This is a genomic window from Nonomuraea spiralis (genome assembly GCF_014648435.1).
In the GTDB taxonomy this organism is placed as follows: Bacteria; Actinomycetota; Actinomycetes; order Streptosporangiales; family Streptosporangiaceae; genus Nonomuraea; species Nonomuraea spiralis.
In genome coordinates this window covers 19,362-36,359 of record NZ_BMRC01000011.1, presented here as the reverse complement: position 1 = coordinate 36,359, position 16,998 = coordinate 19,362, and the positions used below count along the sequence as shown (strand labels likewise).

Here is a 16,998-nt window from a genome sequence, read left to right as displayed (position 1 = left end):
GTGGTCGCTCACACGTCGCTGGAGTAGCGCACCGCGCACTCGGGCAGCTCGATGCCGGGCCAGACGCGTACGCCGCCCTGCAACTCGTTGCCCGGCCCGACCACCGCGCCGTCGCCGATCACCGCGTCGCGCACCACCGTGCCGGCGCAGATGCGGGCGCCCTTGCCCACCACCGAGTCCTGGACGGTGGCGCCGCCCTCGATGACGCAGTCGTCGCACAGGACCGATCCCACGACCGACGCGCCCGCCTCGACGACGGCCCGCGCGCCGACCGCGCTGCCGCCCTGGACCTTGGCCTCGGCCGAGATCTCGGCCCCTTCGAGCGCGAGGTGCTCACCCTGCGGGCCGGGCATCGCGGGCGAGTCGAGCCGCCCGAGCACCAGGTCGCGCGAGCCCTTCACGAACGCGGCCGGGGTGCCCACGTCGAGCCAGTACGTACGGTCGGCGTAGCCGAGCACCAGCTCGCCGGAGTCGATCAGCCCGGGGAACGTCTCACGCTCGACGGAGACGACCTCGCCGCGCGGGATCGAGTCGATCACCGAACGGGTGAACACGTAGCAGCCGGCGTTGATGCGGTTGGTGACCGGGTTGGGGGTCTTCTCCAGGAACGCGGTCACCCGTCCGGACTCGTCGGTCGGCACACAGCCGAACCGCGTGGGGTCGTCCACTTCCGTCAGGTGGAGCGTCACGGCGGCGCCGCGCTCGCAGTGGGTACGTACCTGGTCGCCGATGTCGTGCCCGGAGAGGATGTCGCCGTTGAGGATGAGCACCGGGTCGTCGGAGCCCGACGTGAGCGCCTCGGCGGCGTTGCGGATGGCCCCGCCGGTGCCGAGCGGTGTCTCCTCGGTGATGTATTCGAGCGAGAGCCCGAAGGCCGCCCCGTCACCGAAGACGGGCTCGAACATCGACGCCTTGTACGAGGTCGCGAACACGATCCGGCGTACGCCGAAGGACCGGGCCCGCGCCAGTTGGTGGGCCAGGAACGGCACTCCGGCGGTCGGCAGCAGCGGCTTGGGCGTGCCCAGTGTCAGCGGGCGCAGGCGTGTGCCCTGCCCCCCGACCAGGAGGATCGCCTCGAGGTCTGGCAAAGAGCTCTCCATCACTCCGTGACTGTAGCGAACTATTCGATTGCGCGTTGATAAGAGTTGAGATGGGCCTCCGCGGAAGCGGCCCAGGTGAACTCACGTGCCCGTGCCTGCCCGGCCTCCTGCAACTGCCTCCTGCGCTCGGCGGAGGCCAGCAGTTCGCCCAGGGCGTCGGCGATGCTGTCGGCGTCCGGCTCGGTGTAGGCGACCGCGTCGCCGCCCACCTCGGGCAGCGAGGTGCGATGGGTGGTGAGCACGGCAGCGCCGCAGGCCATGGCCTCCAGCACCGGCATGCCGAAGCCCTCGCCCCGCGAGGGGAACGCCACCACGAGCGCCCCGCCGAGGAACCCCGGCAGATCGGGCGCACGCAGGTATCCGGGCCTGATCACCCGGACGGTGGCCTCGACCTCGCGGCAGGCGGCGTCGACGTCGTCCTCGTGCACGCCGCCGCCCAGCACCAGCGCGGGCGGCGTCTCCAGCCGCTTCACGGCGGCGGCGAAGCCGCGGATCAGGTTGGGGACGTTCTTGCGGGGGTCGAGGTTGCCGAGGAAGGCCACGTACGGCTGGCCGTTCAGCCCGCATCTCGAAGCCGCGCGGCGGATCTCCTCCGCGCTCGGCGGGTGGAACTGGGCGACGTCGACGCCGTGGTAGGCGACGTCGATGCGGGTGGGGTCGGCCGACAACACGCGTACCAGCTCGTCCCTGGTCGCCTTGGACGGCACGATCACGCGCCGGGCATGGCGGACGGCCGTACGGGTCGCCGAGCGGAAGAACGCGGCCCTTGCCGGGCTGTGCTGCTCGGGCTCGGTGAACCAGGTCACGTCGTGCACCGTCACGACGGTCGGCACGCCGGAACGCAGCGGCATCGAGTAGTAGGGGGCGTGGATGACCTCGGCCCCCGTCTGGCGGGCGATCAGCGGCACGCCGGTCTGCTCCCAGGCGAGCCGGGTGGCCCTGTTGGTGATGGCGACGGGACCGGGGATGACACGGGCCGAAGGCGCCAGCCGCTGGTACCTTTCCGCTTCCGCACGCTGGCAGACCACGGCCAGATCGGCTCCGGCCCGGTGGAGCGCGGCCACGAGCCCGTCCACGTACCTGATCAACGCGCCGCGGTCGGCGGGGACCGCTGCGGCATCGACGAGCATTCGAGGCATTACGTAGATCTTCTCCCCTCAAGATCGACGTGGGACCTGGCAAGTCCCCCCTCTTCGGTTCAGCTTATGACCAGCCTCCCCCAAATCGTGGGCCAAATCACACTGAGTCCCGACGTGAGGCGATTCCCGCCAAGCCTGCGCAGATCAGGTCCCCTAGCACGATGACAATGCGGGAGGAAAGGGCCACCGCGATGGCCGCACCGCTGTCGAGCACCGGAGCGAGCACGGCCACCATGGCCACCTCGCGCACCCCCGCCCCCGCCGGCACGACGAAGGTCACGATGCCCAGGCACCACGACAGGGCGAACGCGCCGACGGCGAACAGCAGGCCGCCCTGGGGCGCGATGAAGTAGAAGTGCACGCCGTAGGCCGCCCAGCCGGCCAGCGCCCAGCCGAGCGCGGTGAGCATGCCGCGGCGGGTGAGCGGGCGTTCGAGGGGGTTGCGCCCGAGCTTGCGCAGGCCGAAGCCGATCACGCCGTTGATGACCTTCGGCTCCAGCAGCACCAGCAGCAGCGGGATGAACAGCAACACCCAGCCGAACCGGTCCCAGCCGAGCGTGACCAGCGTGACGAGCAGGCCGCTGGCGATCTGGACGGGCATCATCAGGAAGAACGCCGCCGCGCTGCGCGGACGCGGCACGCCGAGGTCGCGGCCCATCTCCATCTGGGCGAGCACCGGCCAGACCGCGCCGGGGATGTACTTGCCGAGCTGGCCGACGAAGAACACCTTGGCGGCCGGCCGCAGCGGCAGCGGCGAGCCCAGGTCGGCCAGCAGCGTACGCCAGGTGAGCATGGCCCCGAGCAGCGCGGCGACCACGGCGACCAGCGATCCGGCCAGCGCCGGCCACGACAGCCGGGCGAACCCGGCCACCACCGCGTCCCACTGCCTGGCCACCGCCCACGCGCCGAAGGCGAGCGCGACGGCGAGGAAGCCGAAGCGCAGCAGCCTGCGCGGGAGCGACCGCCTGGGGACCGCGCTCGCGCCGGTCTCGTCCACGAGGCTCACAGCGGCAGGACCCGCTCGGGCGGCTGCGGCAGCGCGGCCCCCGCGGGCCTGCGCGGCGTCTTGGTGGCCACCCACAGGTACGTCGGCACGACCGGCAGCAGCAGCCGCAGCACCTCGCGCGGAGCACGGGCCAGCACGGCCTTGACCACCCGGCCCAGCGCACCGGGGAACAGCTCCGAGCCGGCGAACCTGGTCGGCGTGGCCAGCACGGGGAAGGTGTAGTCCCATACGTGGAAGGCCCGCAACATCCTGCGCAGCCCCCGCCGCGTCCTGAACCGCTCGTAGTAGTGGTCGGCGCGGCCGAAGGCGCGGACGTACCGGTCGGCCAGCGTCGGCGGCAGGTAGGACAGGAACGGCAGCTTGTAGTGCGGCTCGACGACCCCGAGCCGGTTGCCGAGCCCGAGGTAGAGCACGCCGTCGTCGGACAACACGCGGTGCATCTCGGCCACCACGGCGTCGGGGTCGACCACGTGCTCGTAGATGTGGTTGAACACCAGCACGTCGAGCGAGCCGTCGGGGAAGGGCAGCGCGGTGCCGTCGCCGCAGACGAACGCCACCCGCTCGCCGAACCGGTCGGCGGCCTTGCGCAGCCCCGGCACGTCGATGTCGATGCCCAGCGTGTGCTTGGCCCCGGCCCGCGCCAGCTCGTCGGCGATGAACCCGGCCGAGCAGCCGACGTCACCCACGGTCAGCCCGCCGAGCGGCCCCTGGAAGTGCTCCAGGACGGCGATGATCTTCGCGGCCTTACGGCGGCGTTTGTCCTCGTCGAGCATGGCCGACTGGAATTCGGAGTACTCGAGCTGCGCGACCCGTTGCTTGCCCACGTCGCCCAACAGTACCCGCGCCGCGGGCCTCGGCACGTTGAGCCGCCAGACATGAGCCGCCCGACATGAGCCCGCGACTCTGGCTCTTCCCGGCGGCTCGCGCGTAGCCTGGGCTGATGCTGCGCCGTCTGTTGCGCGTCCTGCTCGCGCTGGTCGCCCTCGCCTTCCTGGGCTACGGCCTGGCGACCAACTGGACCGAGACCACGCAGGCCCTGGCCAGGCTGTCGCCCTGGGCGGTGCTCGGTGCGTTCGGGGCGGTGCTGGCCGGACAGCTCTGCATGCTGGTGGCCTGGCGGCAGATCATGGCGGGGCTCGGCACGCGGCTGCCGCTGCGGGTGGCCGGGCGGATCATGTTCGTGGGCCAGCTCGGCAAGTACATCCCGGGCGCGGTGTGGGCGTACGCGGCCATGATGGACCTCGGGCGCGACCACGGGAGCCCGCCGCGGCGCACGTTCGCGACGATCTCGCTCGGGCTGGTGGTCAACCTCGGCGTCGGCATCTCGGTCGCGGCCGCCACGCTCGGCTCGCACGAGGCCGTCCGCCAAGCCTGGTACGTGGTGCTGCTGGTGCCGGTGATCATCGTGTGCCTGCATCCCAAGGTGCTCACCTGGGGCCTCAACCTGGCGCTGCGGATCGCCCGCAAGGAACCGCTGGAGAGCGCGCTGCCCGGCCGTACGGTCGTCGTCACGGTGGCCTGGACCGTGCTCGGCTGGTTCGTCTACGGCCTGCACACCTGGCTGCTGACCGGCCGCGCCGACCTCTACCTCGTGGCGACCGGCGCGTACGCGTTCGCCTGGTGCACCGGCATCCTCACCTTCGTCGTGCCCGCCGGGGTGGGCGTACGGGAGGGCGCGCTGGTGCTGGTGCTCGGGCCGGTCATCGGCACCGCCCCGGCCATCGCGGTGGCGATCGTGTCGCGGCTGGCGTTCACGCTGGCCGACGCGGTCGCCGCAGGGGTCGCGTTCGTGCTCGGCCGTCAGATGCCGAGCAGCGTGCCCGCGTACGCGGCCCAGAACGGCTCTGGATCGACCGCCTTGACCCCCGACCGCAACCTCTCCGGCTCGCCCGAGGCGTAGAAGCGCTCGATCGCCGCGCGCAGCGCCCCGGCGTCACCCGGCTCGACCAGCAGCCCGTCCACGCCGTCGGTCACGTGGTCGGCCAGCGCGCCGACCCGGGTGGCGATCACCGGCACGCCGTGCTCGTGGCCGAGCCAGACGTTCTGGCTGGCGGTGGCGCTCCGGTACGGCAACACCAGCGCGTCGGCCGCGGCGAACAACTTCGGCACGTCGGCGGCGGCGACGTAACCGGGCCGCAGCTCGACCCGTTCGGCCAGGCCCAGCTCGTCGATCAGCGCTTTCGTCCCGTCGAGCCCGCCCCAGAACTCGCCCGCCACGGTCAGCGACACCCCGTCGGGCAACGCCCGCAGCAGCAGGTCGAGCCCCTTGTACGGGCGTACCATCCCGAAGAACAACAACCGGCGGCGCACCTCACCGGACTTCTCGGCCGACGTGGACGGCAGGTGCGGCGGCAGCCCCGCCACCCCCACCGGCTTGCCCGGCGCGAGCCCCCTGGCCAGCTCGGCCTGCTGCTCGGAGTGGGTCAGCACGCCGTCCACCCGCCGCAGCAGCGCCTTCATGAGCGGCTGGTCGTAGGGCTTGCGCTCATGCGGCAGCACGTTGTGGCAGAGCGCGACCGTCCGGACCTTCCGCCCTGTCCCGGACAGGATCCCTAGATACGGAGGAACCTGCACCGAGCTGAGCACGGCCAGCACCACCAGGTCCGCGCCGCGCAGCCGCCGCCCCGCCGCGAACCACCCGTCGGGCCGCCGCCAGTCGAGCCGCCGCTCGGTCCTCGGGTACGGCGTACCCTCGGGCTCGGAGATCGTCTGCTGCCCCGGGTAGAGGAAGGACGGGTACTGTGCCCGCCACGACTCGATCACCACGTCGTGCCCCTGGGCCGTCAGCCGGTGCGCCAGCTCGGTGGTGTGCTGCGCCCCGCCCCCCTTGTACGGATGGGTCGGGCCGACGATCGCGATGCGCACCCGCTATTCCCCCCGCGACCGCACGATCAGGTCGGCCAGCAGCGCCACCGAGCCGATCAGCAGGCCGGACAGGAAGATCATGACCGTGTTGGCCGGGAAGTAGAACGGCTGCCGGACCATGTCCCAGACGCCCTTCACGAACCCGATCGCCACCAGCCACAGAGCGGGCGGCATGAGCACCTTGAGCGGGTTGAAGTACATGATCATCCGCAGCACCTGGAGGATGTAGCGGTAGGCGTCGGAGATGAAGCTGAACTTCGACTTGCCGGCCCGCTTGGCGTACTCGATCGGCAGGTAGTAGACGTCGTGCTGGTTGGACAGGAACGACAGCGTGATCGTCGTGACGCACGAGAACCCGGGCGGCAGCAGCCGCAGGTAGGGCCGGGCCACCGACTTGCGGAAGGCGCGCAGCCCGGAGTTGAGGTCGGGGATCTTCTGCCCGGCGAGCTTCTCGGCCACCTTGCGGATCACCCACTTGGCCGGCACCCGCAGGATCTTGTGCGAGCCCTCCTCGGTGGTGCGCGCGCCGACCACCTGGTCGACCGTCTGGTCCTTCTCCAGGATCTGCACCAGCTCGGGGATGCGCTCGTTGGGGTAGGTCATGTCGGCGTCGGTCCAGACGACGATCTCGCCCCTGGCCTCCTGCGTGCCGATGCGGCGCACGGTGCCCGAGCCGCCGTTGCGGTGGAAGGCGCGGACGCGCAGGTGGGGGTATTCGGGGGCGGCCTCTTCGAGCCGGGCCAGGGTCTGGTCGGTCGAGCAGTCGTCGACGGCGACCAGCTCGTAGGTGTAGCCGCTGGAGTCCATCGCCCGCGTGATGCGCTCGACCTCGTCGATGACGTGGTCCTGCTCGTTGTAGCAGGGCAGGACGATCGTGACGTACGGCGCTTCTTCCACGGCAGGTCCACTCTTGGGGGTCTCAAGCGTGCTCACGGGGGTCGAGGGTACTCTGCCCCGCTGAGAGCCGAGTCCACATCGACGGGCTTTACGCTCACTTGATCAGCTGTGACCATCCTACGCCGGGCATCCTGAGCATCTCCTGACCCACCGTCTTGGCCTTGGCCGGGTCGTCGAAGCGGACGTACAGGATCTCGGGGACCCGGTCGAGCGTGAGCGGCGGCGCGTCGCCCTGATAGAGCCGGGAAAGCCGCATGCCGAACGGCTTGTCCTGGAGGAACACCTCGTCCACGCCGTCCAGCTCACGCAGCCCGGCCTCGATCTGCGCCTGCACGAGCGCGCGGTAATCCACCCCCGCCTCGCCGTTGATCGTCCGCTGGGACCAGCGTCGTTCGAGCTCGGCGGCCGGCACCAGCGTGGGCGCGACGCCCGCCACGACCATCGCCGTCAGCCGCCCGTGGGCCTCGATCCAGCCTCGTAACCAGGGCTCGCGGTCGTCGCCGAACGACAGCTCATCGCTCTCAGACATGCGCACGACTATCGCGATCCGCTCAGATCAGGTCAACCCACCGCCATCCACACGTTCACCCGCAGGGACCAGGTGCCGTCGGGCGGGTCGACGAGCGAGCGTTCGTCCTGGCGCGTCACCAGGGCCATGATCTGGCGCGGCGGGCCGTAGGGCGCGACCTGGCCGGCGTTCGCGGCGAGCACGACCGGCACCCGGCCGGCCGCCCTGACCCGGGCGATCGCGGCCCGTACCCGCTGCTCCGGCGCGAGGTCGCCCGATTCCCGCTTCACCTGCGCCGCCGGGCGGCCGCACATGCCGCGGACGAGCTGGGTGAGCCGGTCGCCGGTCACCCGTTCGACGAACAACACCGACGCGTCCGGCGGGATCGCCGCGCACAACGTACGGACCGCCGCCGCCTCCCCGCGCTCGATCGGCGTGAACGCGGTGCCGATCGAGGTCACCGCCGGCGGCACGAGCACCAGCAGCACCCCGGCGGCCGTCACCCACCGCCGCGCCGGCTCCCGCGACCATGACCGTTCCCGCAACCAGCCCAGCCCCCACACCGCCAGCACGATCAGCCCGGGGATCACGATCGGGACCAGCCGCCGCGAGGCCCACGGCTGGTCGGGGGTGATCTCGGGCCGCAGCAGCGTGGTGACCGTCGTCCAGCCGAACATCGCCAGCGGCAGCAACCATCCGAACGGCCTGCCGTCGCGCAGCAGCCGGCGCAGCAGCACGGCCGCCGCCACCGTGGCCAGCACCACGGCCGGGATGCCGATGTACCAGGTCACCCAGTGGAGGGAGTACTCGAAGTAGAGCCGGTCCGCCTGGACGGGCAGCCCGTTGGCCTTCTGCGTCTCGGCGATGAACGCGGCCGTACGGGCGTCGTTGACGTTCGCGGGCGTCCTGGTCACGGTCTGGAACCAGGGGCGGGCGTACAGACCGGCCATGACCAGCGCGACCAGCGTGGCTCCCGCCGTGGGCAGCCAGCGCGGCGGCCGGATCCTGGCCAGCGCGGGCGCGGCCAGCACCCCGGCCGGCGTGAGCACGAGCACGGCCGCGCAGATCATCAGCAACGGCCGCACCGACCCGGACAAATACTCCAGGTACGGCCGCGCCAGCGCGTACGCCGCCACCAGCCCGAGCCCCGCCCCCGCCACCAGCCCCGCCAGCAGCGGCACCCCCACCGCCCCCTGCGGCCTGCCGGACCGCCGCATCGCGATCAGCAGCCCCGCGAACGCCAGCACCGGCAGCACGTCGCGCAGCCCGTCCACCCTGACCAGCACGGCCAGCCCCAGGACCAGCCCGGCGACCAGGCCGCGTCCCCAGCCGGGCCGGTCGGCCTCGATCGCGTCCTGGGTCAGGGCCAGGCCGCCGAACAGCAGGATCAGCGACGGGATCTCGCTGAAGGTCGTACGCGAGGTGTAGAGGACCGGCAGGCTCACCGCGAACGCCGCCGCCGCGAGCACCGCCCACCGCCCGCCGGCCAGCCGCGCCGCCACCCCGGCCACCGCCAGCACGGCCAGCGCGCCCAGCACGGCCGGCACCGCGAACGGCACGCCGAGCCAGTCGCCGATCGCGAACAACATCGGCGGCCCCGGCATGAACTGCGGCACCACGCCGCCGTCCACCGGGTAGGTGCCGACGCTGTCGAAGTACAGGAGGGAGGGGTCGGCGCCGCCGAACGCCGCCGCCTGGTCCGGGATCGGCAGCGAGCCGTGCCCGGCGATCCAGGCGGTGTACTGGGCGTAGGTGGCCGGGTCGCGCCGGACGAGGAGCTGCTCGGCGTGCAGGATCGTGTTGAACACGCCCGACCCGGCGGCCACCGCCACGATCCCCGCCACCTGCCAGGCCGTGGCCTGGACACCCTGGCCCGGGCCGCCCGCGCAGCGCAGGAGGCCGCGCGTGCCCACCCAGCACAGCGCCGCCGCGGCGGGCAGTCCGAGCAGCAGCGCGGGCAGCGGCGCGAAGCGGCCGGCCAGCAGCAGCGGCAGGCCCGCGAGCAGCCAGCCCGCCACGGCGAGCGCGGGCGACACCGACAGCGCGGCCAGGACACGGCCCGATCGATCACGTTCCATCGGTGAGCGAGCGTATCCAACGCCGGAGTCACGGGGTCCACGGAATCGCGGGTAGCGTACGCGAGGTGCAGGAGGAGCGGGATGACGCGCGGGTGAAGCCGGAGCCTCGTGCGGGGACCCGGGCCCGCGGCGGCACGCGCCTGGCCAGGTTGTTGCGTACGCCGTCGCGCGCGAGGGAGGCCGCCTGGTGGCGGCGGCACGGCTGGTTCGCGGGCGTCCTCGCGGCCGGCGTGCTCCTGCGCGCGCTCGCCATGCTCGGCTACCGCCCGGCCCTGTGGTTCCCCGACTCCTACACCTACGTCGTCACCGTCTTCCGGCCGCGCCCCGACCTGGTGCGCCCGGCAGGCTACTCGATGTTCATGAAGCTCCTGGAGCCCTTCCACGGCTTCTGGGCGGTCACCGCCGCGCAACACCTGCTCGGCCTGGCCACCGGCGTCATCGTCTACGCGACCGCGCGCCGGGCCCCCCTGTGGGCGGCCACGCTCGCGGCCGTGCCCGTGCTGCTCGACGCGTACCAGGTCGAGCTGGAGCACCTGCTGGTCTCCGACACGTTGTTCCTGTTCCTGGTGGTCGCGGCCGTGGCGCTGAGCCGTACGGAACGGCCCGCCACCGTCGCCGCCATCGGCCTCCTGCTGGCCGCCGCCACCCTCACCAGGACCGTGGGCCAGCCGCTCATCGTCGTCCTGGCCGCCTGGTACGTGCTGCGCAGGCGCGTGGGCCTGGCCGGGGTGCTGCTCGCCGCCGCGCTGGTCCCGGTGATCGCCTACGGCGGCTGGTTCTACGCCACCTATCACCGCATCGGCCTGGTGGGCGCGAACGGCGCCTTCCTCTACGCCCGCACGATGTCCTTCGCCGACTGCGCCCGGATGAACCCTCCGGCCGACCTGCGGGTGTTGTGCGATCCCCGTCCGCCGGAGTCGCGCCCGCCCTCGCAGGAGTACATCTGGTCCAAGGACTCGCCGCTGGTGAAGCTGCCGGGGATCACGTTCTCGAAGGCGAACGACGACCTGGCCTCCAGGTTCGCGACCCTGGCCGTCACCAGCCAGCCGCTCGACTACGCGGCCTCCGTGCTGCGCGAGCTGGGCCGTACGTTCACGTGGGACCGCCCGGTCTATCCCGACCCCGAGGTCTACGCCTACTACCAGTTCCCGGCGACGCCTCCCGGACCGCCTGGGCGCTATCCCGCGCAGGTCGGCGCCGAGTATGCCAAGCTCTATGAGCAGGGTGCGATCGGTACGGAGATCGTCGAGCCCTACGCCGGATGGCTGCGGGGCTACCAGAGCGTGGTGCGCCTGCCCGGCCCGGTGCTGCTGGCGCTCCTGCTCGCGCCGCCCGTCGCGGCCGTCGTGCGCCGGGTGCGCGGCCCGCGTCAGGCGGGTCCGCCGGCGTGGCTGGTGCCCTGGTCGGCAGCCGTCGTGCTGCTCGTCGTACCACCTGCCGTGGCCGAGTTCGACTACCGGTACGTGCTCCCGGCCGTGCCTCTGGCCTGCCTCGCGGGGGCCCTGATCGTCCGGCCTGACCTGCGGAAACGGTCAGAGAACGGGAAAGACTTTGGCAATGATATTCCACGAAATGTCCGGCTCTGAGTATGCTGTGCCGCGGAAACATCACGCCCGGGTCACGGTCGTTTCCGGCGGTCATGGCACCGGGCACGCCGTACGTGACCTAATCTCGTGGCGCGGAGCGACCAAGCCGGCGCGTTGGCGCAAGGAACGAGGCTAGGGGGCGTATGAGTGACTACAGGAGCGCGTCCACGCAGGACGCCAGGGTCACCCCCAGCGCTCCGGGCAGCCGGATGGCACGCAGGGCCGCGGGCTCCCCGCCTCCTCCTCCCGACGACCGGCCCCCGCGTGGCCACCGCGGCGGCGGCGACAACGGCCAGGGCAAGATGCGGGTGCTGGCCTGGGTCAGCATCGCGGCCACCACGGTCATGGTCGCGGGAGCGCTGACCGGTTACACCGTCTACCGCGACGCCTTCGGCAACATCACCCAGAAGAGCGTCAAAGAGGACATCATCAACCCGCGTCCACGCGACACGGGCGCGCTCAACGTCCTGCTCGTCGGCTCCGACACCCGCGCCGGCAAGGGCAACGCCCGGTACGGCCAGCAGATCGCCAGAACGGCCGACGCGGGCGGCAAACGCACCGACACGATCATCCTCATGCACATCTCCCCCAACCGGGACAAGGCGCGCCTGATCAGCTTCCCGCGCGACTCGATGGTGCAGATCCCGAGGTGCAAGAACGAGACCACCAAGGCCGAGATGGCCCCCCGCCGGGACATGATCAACTCGGCGTACAACTCCGGCGGCATCGCGTGCACGATCTCCACGATCGAGACGCTCACCCAGATCCGCATCAACCACTTCGTCGAGGTCGACTTCAGCGGCTTCAAGAACATCGTCGACGCCCTCGGCGGCATCGAGATCTGCCTCAAGTCCGGCGTCAACGACAAGGCATCCCATCTCGTCCTGCCTCCGGGCAAGAGCCTGCTCAACGGCGAGAAGGCGCTCGGATACGTACGCCTGCGCCACTACGGCGACGGCAGCGACATCCAGCGCATCAAGCGCCAGCAGATCTTCCTGAGCAAGGTCATCGCCAAGGCCACGAGCAGCGAGCTGCTCACCGACCTCGGCAAGCTGACCGGCTTCATCAAGGCCGCGGCCGGCTCGGTCACGATGGACCCCGAGCTGGCCAACGACACCCAGCAGCTCATCGACATCGCCACCAGCGCCAAGGAGCTGACCGCCGGCGGCGTGCAGCTCACCACGATCCCGTGGCTGCCCGACCCGCAGGACCCCAACCGGGTGGTCTGGAAGCAGCCCGACGCCTCCGCGCTGTGGGCCTCGGTCATCAGCGACACCGAGATCGCCACCCCGGCCCCGAGCGCCAGCGCGAGCACCAAACCCAAGGTCACGCCCAAGCCCGAGCAGGTGAAGGTCCAGGTGCTCAACGGCACCACCACGCCGGGCAAGGCCCGCGAGGTGGCAGACGAGCTGGCCAAGCAGGGCTTCAACGTCGTCGGCGTGGGCAACTACCAGGCCGCCGGCGGCGCGAGCCTGCCGACCAGCGAGATCCGCTACGCCAAGGGGGCCACCACCGGCGCCGACTACGCGGCCGTGCTGTCCGGCGCGGTGGTGCCCAAGCCGGCTCCTGAGGCGGGCAAGGTCACCACGACCAACCTGCAGCCCTACACGTCCACGGTGACCGCCGGGGCCGGCCTCAAGGGCGCTCCGCTGATCCAGCTCGTGGTGGGCTCGGACTTCAAGTCGGTCAAGGTGACCAAGCTTCCTGACAGCGTGAACAACAGCACGATCACGGCCTCCGACCAGAAGAACGTGTGCACCTGAGGCTCCAAGTTCCCTGTGGAACCGGGCATCCCGTGAGACACGGGACGCTAGATCGGGATAATGTTTGCGGGTCGGCGACTCAGCGCGACATGGCTGCTGTTGAAGCGTTTGTAAGAGCGGCCTGTCAGAGTTGCGTCGTGCACCCCGGCCCCTAGCGAAGCTGAGCTCCCCAGTGTCTGAGACCAAGTTCTCCTCACCCGTCACGACCCCGCGGAGCCCTGACGGCCCCGTGGAGGAAGGCGGGCCGGCCAACACTGGAGCTCGCTGGCCGCTGCCCCAGGAGTCCGCCTGGGGCAACCAGACCGATCCTCACGGCATCGCCAGGCCCGACGACCCGCAGGAGCGGGAGGAGCCCGCCGAGGAGCCCGAGCCGCCCAAGCGCAAGCGCGATCCCTATCTCGACAACGTCAAGTTCGTCCTGATCGCGCTCGTGCCGCTCGGCCACTCGCTGGTGCCGACGCTCGCGGCCCATTCCTCCAGAGCGCTCTACATCTACATCTACATGTTCCACATGCCGCTGTTCGTGCTGATCAGTGGCTACCTGTCCAGGAACTTCTGGAACTCCAACGCGAAGACGAACAAGCTCGTCGACACGTTCGTCGTGCCGTACGTGATCGTCGAGGTCGGCTACGCGGCCGTCCGCGCCGGGCTGGGCCAGAAGTGGAGCCTGACGATCATCGATCCGGCCTGGCTCAACTGGTATCTGCTGGCGCTGCTGTTCTGGCGGTTGTCCACACCGGTGTGGAAGCGCATGAAGCACCCGGTGCCGGTCGCCATCGCGATCTACATGTTCGCCGGGTTCTCGCAGATCGCGGGCGACTTCAGCATGGACCGCTTCTTCGGCCTGCTGCCGTTCTTCGTGATCGGCCTGGTCATGCAGCCCGAGCACTTCGAGATGCTCAACAAGTTGTGGATCAAGATCGTCTCGGGCGTCACGCTGCTGTGCGCGGCGGCCGTGGCCATCGTCATCGCACCCAAGGCCCCGCTCGCCCCGTTCTACTTCAAGAACAGTTTCCAGGACATGGACCTGTCCTGGTGGATGGGCCTGCTGCTGAAGGTCGGGCTACTGGTCTGCGCCCTGGCGATGTGCTTCGCCGTGCTGGCGCTGGTGCCGCGCGGCGAGACCTGGTACTCCGACCTCGGCACCCGCACGCTCTACTGCTACCTGCTCCACGGCATCCCCGTGCTGATCGCCAAGGACCAGGGCTGGCTGGCGCTGCCGTGGCTGCACGGGCCCCTGGGCGTGCTCGCCATCGCGGCCAGCTCGTTCGCGCTGGCGATCGTGTTGTGCCTGCCGGAGACCCGTACGGTCTTCAAATGGGTGCTCGAACCCCGCCTGACCTGGCTCTATCGCCGCCCATCTGGAAGTTAAGCGGCACTTCCACCTGCGTTAACGCCTTTGACCTGGTAGGCGCGGAGCATCGACACATGCGCGCATGTGTCGCCACCACCGTCCACCATCCCGAGGACGCCCGGATCATGCACAGGCAGATCCGGGCGCTGCTCGACGCGGGCCACGAGGTGACCTACGTCGCGCCGTTCACCTATTACAACGTGACCCCGGCCGCCGGGCTCACCGCCGTCGACGTCTCCCGCGACGCGCCGTACGGCAAGGCCCGCGCGGCGCTCAGGCGCGGCGTACGGGACGCCGACCTGCTGATCGTGCATGATCACCAATTGCTGCGCGCGCTGCCCCACCGGCGCCCTCCGGTCGTCTGGGACGTACGCGAGGACGTCTCCCCCAGGCGGCGGGCCCGCGCGGAGAGACGGCACCACGTGATCACCTCCGCGGTGGTGCCCGAGGCGACCCTGGTGTCCCTCAGCCCGCCTCCTCCCGGAGACACCAGGGTCGTGCACATCGGCCGCCTGGCGGCCGACCGCGGCGCGGCCGAGCTGATCGCGCTGGCCGAGCGCCTGGTCCCGCACGGCATCAGGATGGACCTCATCGGCGCCGCCGACCGCGACGTACGCCCGCTGCTGCGCGACGCCCAGCGCGTCGGCCTGCTCGACTGGTTCGGGTACGTGCCCAACCGGCATGCCCTGCGCATGGCCGAGGGCGCGCTGGCCGGGTTGTCCCTGGCCGGCGACGCCGTGACCGAGCCGCCGACGAAGATCCTCGACTACATGGGCCGCGGCCTGCCGGTGATCGCCACCCCGCAGGCCGCCCCACTGGTCAAGGCCATCGGCTGCGGCCTGATCGTCCCCCGGGACGTGGACGCGCTGCTGGACGCCGTACTGGACCTGAAGGAGGACCCCGCGCGGCGGGCCGACCTGGGGGCGCTCGGGCACGCGGAGGCCCGGCTCCGCCACCACTGGCCCGACCAGGCCGGGCAGTTCGTCACGCTGGCCGAGTCGTGGGCCGGGCTGACCGAACACGCGCTGGCGGTGTAGGAATGGCCAGCGGGCTCGCGGGTTGATGTACTGGACCCATGGCATCGCATCTGATCCAGGGCCGGACGGTGGGCATGCCTGTGCGAGTGGAGGACGCGGAGGTCTGCAGCGCTTTCTACACGGTGCGGGCCGACGCGGCGCGGGCGGTGATCGCCTACTCGGGCCTCGACGTGGCCGAGGTCTTCCCCGGCAAGGCCGTGTGCGTGCTGCTGTTCGTCGACTACCGCGAGGGTGACCTCGACACCTACCACGAGTTCGGGATGGCCTTCCTGATCCGGCGGCCGGGCGCAAAGGGCACGGTCGGGCTCCGCGACCTGCGCGAGGCCGGCATGTTCGTCCACTGGCTGCCCGTCGACCAGCGGTTCACGCTGGAGGCCGGGCGGCGGATCTGGGGCTTCCCCAAGGAGCTGGCCGACATCGAGCTGCGGCTCGGGTCGCCGTACAAGCGGTGTGTGCTGCGCAAGGACGGCCGGCTCGTGCTCGACGTACTGATCAGGCCGGGCCTGCCGGTGCCGGCGGCCATGGCCCCGCTCGACGCCTACACCCACCTGGAGGGCGTCACCCGGCGCGTCCCCTGGTCCGTACGGGCCGGCGGCACCCGGATCCGGCCGGGCGGCGCGCTGATCCGCCTGGGCAACCACCCGATCGCCAAGGAGCTGAGCGAGCTGGGGCTGCCCAAGCGGGCGCTGTTCACCTCGACCGTCTCCCGAGCCTCGATGACCTTCGGCGAGGCGGAAGAGGTCCGTACGGTCTAGACGATCGGCGGGCGGCCCAGCTTGACCATGTGCCAGGCGGTACGCCAGGCCATGGGACGGCGTTCGCCCGCCGGTGTGCGCAGCCCCTCGAAGAAGCCGGAGAACCACGCCTTGATCGCGACCCCCGAACGGCGCTCGCGGATCAGCGTGAGCACCACCCAGTTGGTCAGGTAGAGGAACGCCAGCGGCCACGGCAGGTTGCGACGGGCCAGCCAGACGCGGTTACGGGCGTTGAGCCGGTAGAACTGCGCGTGGCGGGTCGGCGGGACCTGCGGGTGGTACATGACGGTCTCGGCGTCGTACTCGATGCGGTAGCCCTCGCCCAGCAGGCGCCAGGCCAGGTCGGTCTCCTCGTGCGCGTAGAAGAACTTCTCCGGCAGCCCGCCGACCTGGAGGAAGGCCGAACGGCGCACGGCCGAGGCACCCCCGAGGAACGTGGTGACCGGCGAGGAGCGCTGCGGGTCGCCGGCACGCAGCCGGGGCACGTGACGCCGCTGGCCGACGCCGCCCTCCGGGTCCATCACCCGGAAGGAGATCACCGCGAGGTCGGGCTCGGTGGCGAAGCGGTCGCGCACGTGGGCGACGACCTTCTGGTTGGCGTACCAGCCGTCGTCGTCGAGGAACAGCACGACGTCGCCTGAGCACTCCTCGACGCCGCGATTACGGCCGGCGGGAATGCCGGTGTTGTGGTCGAGCCGGATCGTCTTCACGACCGCGGCCGAGCCCTCGGGTGGCGTCGCCGGCACCTGGGGCACGTCGGCGCCGTTGCCCACGATCACCACTTCGACGTCTCCGTCGATCTGGTTGAGCGCGGACTCGACGGCCCGGTTCAGCTCCGCGACCCGGTTGCCCATGGTGAGAATGACGCACGAAATCTTCAACGGGTCATCGTCCTGACGCGTTGAGGACA

At 71.1% G+C, this 16,998-nt stretch carries 15 protein-coding genes; 6 read left to right on the top strand and 9 right to left on the bottom strand.

The annotated features are described in order from the left end of the window. Positions 1-8: 8 nt before the first annotated feature. The 4 genes from manB to IEZ27_RS26625 form a co-directional block, all read right to left on the bottom strand. Entirely contained in the window at positions 9-1,088 is a 1,080-nt protein-coding gene (gene manB / locus IEZ27_RS26640) for a mannose-1-phosphate guanylyltransferase (RefSeq protein WP_229824361.1), read from the bottom strand. A gap of 32 nt (positions 1,089-1,120) precedes the next feature. Next, a complete protein-coding gene (locus IEZ27_RS26635; RefSeq protein ID WP_189649755.1) occupies positions 1,121-2,230 on the bottom strand; it encodes a glycosyltransferase family 4 protein in 1,110 nt (369 codons plus the stop codon). 106 nt (positions 2,231-2,336) lie between these two features. After that, entirely contained in the window at positions 2,337-3,245 is a 909-nt protein-coding gene (locus IEZ27_RS26630; RefSeq protein WP_229824360.1) for a lysylphosphatidylglycerol synthase domain-containing protein, read from the bottom strand. Next, the gene (locus tag IEZ27_RS26625; RefSeq protein WP_189649754.1) at positions 3,242-4,069 is read right to left on the bottom strand and encodes a class I SAM-dependent methyltransferase; all 828 of its coding nucleotides are present in this window, start codon (positions 4,067-4,069) and stop codon (positions 3,242-3,244) included. The genes IEZ27_RS26630 and IEZ27_RS26625 overlap by 4 nt, the downstream gene beginning before the upstream one ends. Before the next feature lie 116 nt (positions 4,070-4,185). On the opposite strand from IEZ27_RS26625, the gene IEZ27_RS26620 reads away from it, so the two are divergent. Further along, positions 4,186-5,145 (top strand): lysylphosphatidylglycerol synthase domain-containing protein, encoded by a 960-nt coding sequence (locus IEZ27_RS26620; protein ID WP_189649753.1) that lies wholly within the window; start codon positions 4,186-4,188, stop codon positions 5,143-5,145. Here IEZ27_RS26620 and IEZ27_RS26615 read toward each other — a convergent pair. From IEZ27_RS26615 to IEZ27_RS26600, 4 genes are read right to left on the bottom strand one after another with little or no spacing between them, the layout of a single operon-like run. Further along, a complete protein-coding gene (locus IEZ27_RS26615; protein WP_189649752.1) occupies positions 5,046-6,110 on the bottom strand; it encodes a glycosyltransferase family 4 protein in 1,065 nt (354 codons plus the stop codon). The two genes, IEZ27_RS26620 and IEZ27_RS26615, sit on opposite strands and share 100 nt — an antisense overlap. 3 nt (positions 6,111-6,113) lie before the next feature. Continuing rightward, the gene (locus IEZ27_RS26610; protein WP_189649751.1) at positions 6,114-7,043 is read right to left on the bottom strand and encodes a glycosyltransferase family 2 protein; all 930 of its coding nucleotides are present in this window, start codon (positions 7,041-7,043) and stop codon (positions 6,114-6,116) included. A gap of 58 nt (positions 7,044-7,101) precedes the next feature. Continuing rightward, on the bottom strand, positions 7,102-7,536 hold the full coding sequence (locus IEZ27_RS26605; protein WP_189649750.1) for a hypothetical protein: 435 nt from the start codon (positions 7,534-7,536) through the stop codon (positions 7,102-7,104). A gap of 32 nt (positions 7,537-7,568) precedes the next feature. Next, positions 7,569-9,593 (bottom strand): glycosyltransferase family 39 protein, encoded by a 2,025-nt coding sequence (locus IEZ27_RS26600; protein ID WP_189649749.1) that lies wholly within the window; start codon positions 9,591-9,593, stop codon positions 7,569-7,571. Positions 9,594-9,658: 65 nt separating this feature from the next. On the opposite strand from IEZ27_RS26600, the gene IEZ27_RS26595 reads away from it, so the two are divergent. The 5 genes from IEZ27_RS26595 to IEZ27_RS26575 all read left to right on the top strand — a co-directional run bounded on the left by IEZ27_RS26595 (position 9,659) and on the right by IEZ27_RS26575 (position 16,088). Continuing rightward, the gene (locus IEZ27_RS26595) at positions 9,659-11,179 is read left to right on the top strand and encodes a hypothetical protein (RefSeq protein ID WP_229824359.1); all 1,521 of its coding nucleotides are present in this window, start codon (positions 9,659-9,661) and stop codon (positions 11,177-11,179) included. 143 nt (positions 11,180-11,322) lie between these two features. Further along, the gene (locus tag IEZ27_RS26590; protein ID WP_189649748.1) at positions 11,323-12,942 is read left to right on the top strand and encodes an LCP family protein; all 1,620 of its coding nucleotides are present in this window, start codon (positions 11,323-11,325) and stop codon (positions 12,940-12,942) included. Positions 12,943-13,114: 172 nt separating this feature from the next. Further along, positions 13,115-14,314, top strand: coding sequence for an acyltransferase family protein (locus tag IEZ27_RS26585; protein WP_189649747.1), 1,200 nt, complete (start codon positions 13,115-13,117; stop codon positions 14,312-14,314). Positions 14,315-14,370: 56 nt separating this feature from the next. Next, positions 14,371-15,333: a glycosyltransferase gene (locus tag IEZ27_RS26580; RefSeq protein ID WP_189649746.1), complete on the top strand. Its 963-nt coding sequence runs from the start codon at positions 14,371-14,373 to the stop codon at positions 15,331-15,333. Positions 15,334-15,371: 38 nt separating this feature from the next. Continuing rightward, positions 15,372-16,088 carry an acetoacetate decarboxylase family protein gene (locus IEZ27_RS26575; protein WP_189649745.1) on the top strand — a complete coding sequence of 239 codons (717 nt, stop codon included), beginning with the start codon at positions 15,372-15,374 and terminating at the stop codon, positions 16,086-16,088. On the opposite strand, the gene IEZ27_RS26570 is transcribed toward IEZ27_RS26575, so the two are convergent. After that, the gene (locus tag IEZ27_RS26570) at positions 16,085-16,969 is read right to left on the bottom strand and encodes a glycosyltransferase family 2 protein (protein WP_189649744.1); all 885 of its coding nucleotides are present in this window, start codon (positions 16,967-16,969) and stop codon (positions 16,085-16,087) included. The genes IEZ27_RS26575 and IEZ27_RS26570 overlap by 4 nt on opposite strands. Between the last annotated feature and the right edge of the window lie 29 nt (positions 16,970-16,998).